The sequence below is a fragment of the Bacillus sp. AC266 genome (assembly GCF_979253805.1).
Window position 1 is genome coordinate 1 of sequence record NZ_CEEDEC010000093.1, and the last position, 211, is coordinate 211.

Genomic DNA, 211 nt, shown 5'->3' on the forward strand with positions numbered 1-211 from the left:
TGACATGTGGAGCTGACGAATACTAATAGATCGAGGACTTAACCATATAATATGAAGCAATGTTATCTAGTTTTGAAGGAATATATATTTAAAATTCCTTTGGACATTCTCAAAAGAATGTGTATAATGATAAAAGTCTGGTAATGATGGCAGAGAGGTCACACCCGTTCCCATACCGAACACGGAAGTTAAGCTCTCTAGCGCCGATGGT

General features: G+C 37.9%; 1 rRNA gene. It reads left to right on the plus strand.

The window, feature by feature from the left end:
* Positions 1-136: 136 nt before the first annotated feature.
* Positions 137-211, plus strand: a 5S ribosomal RNA gene (gene rrf / locus AC0IXC_RS29480); the annotation flags it as partial.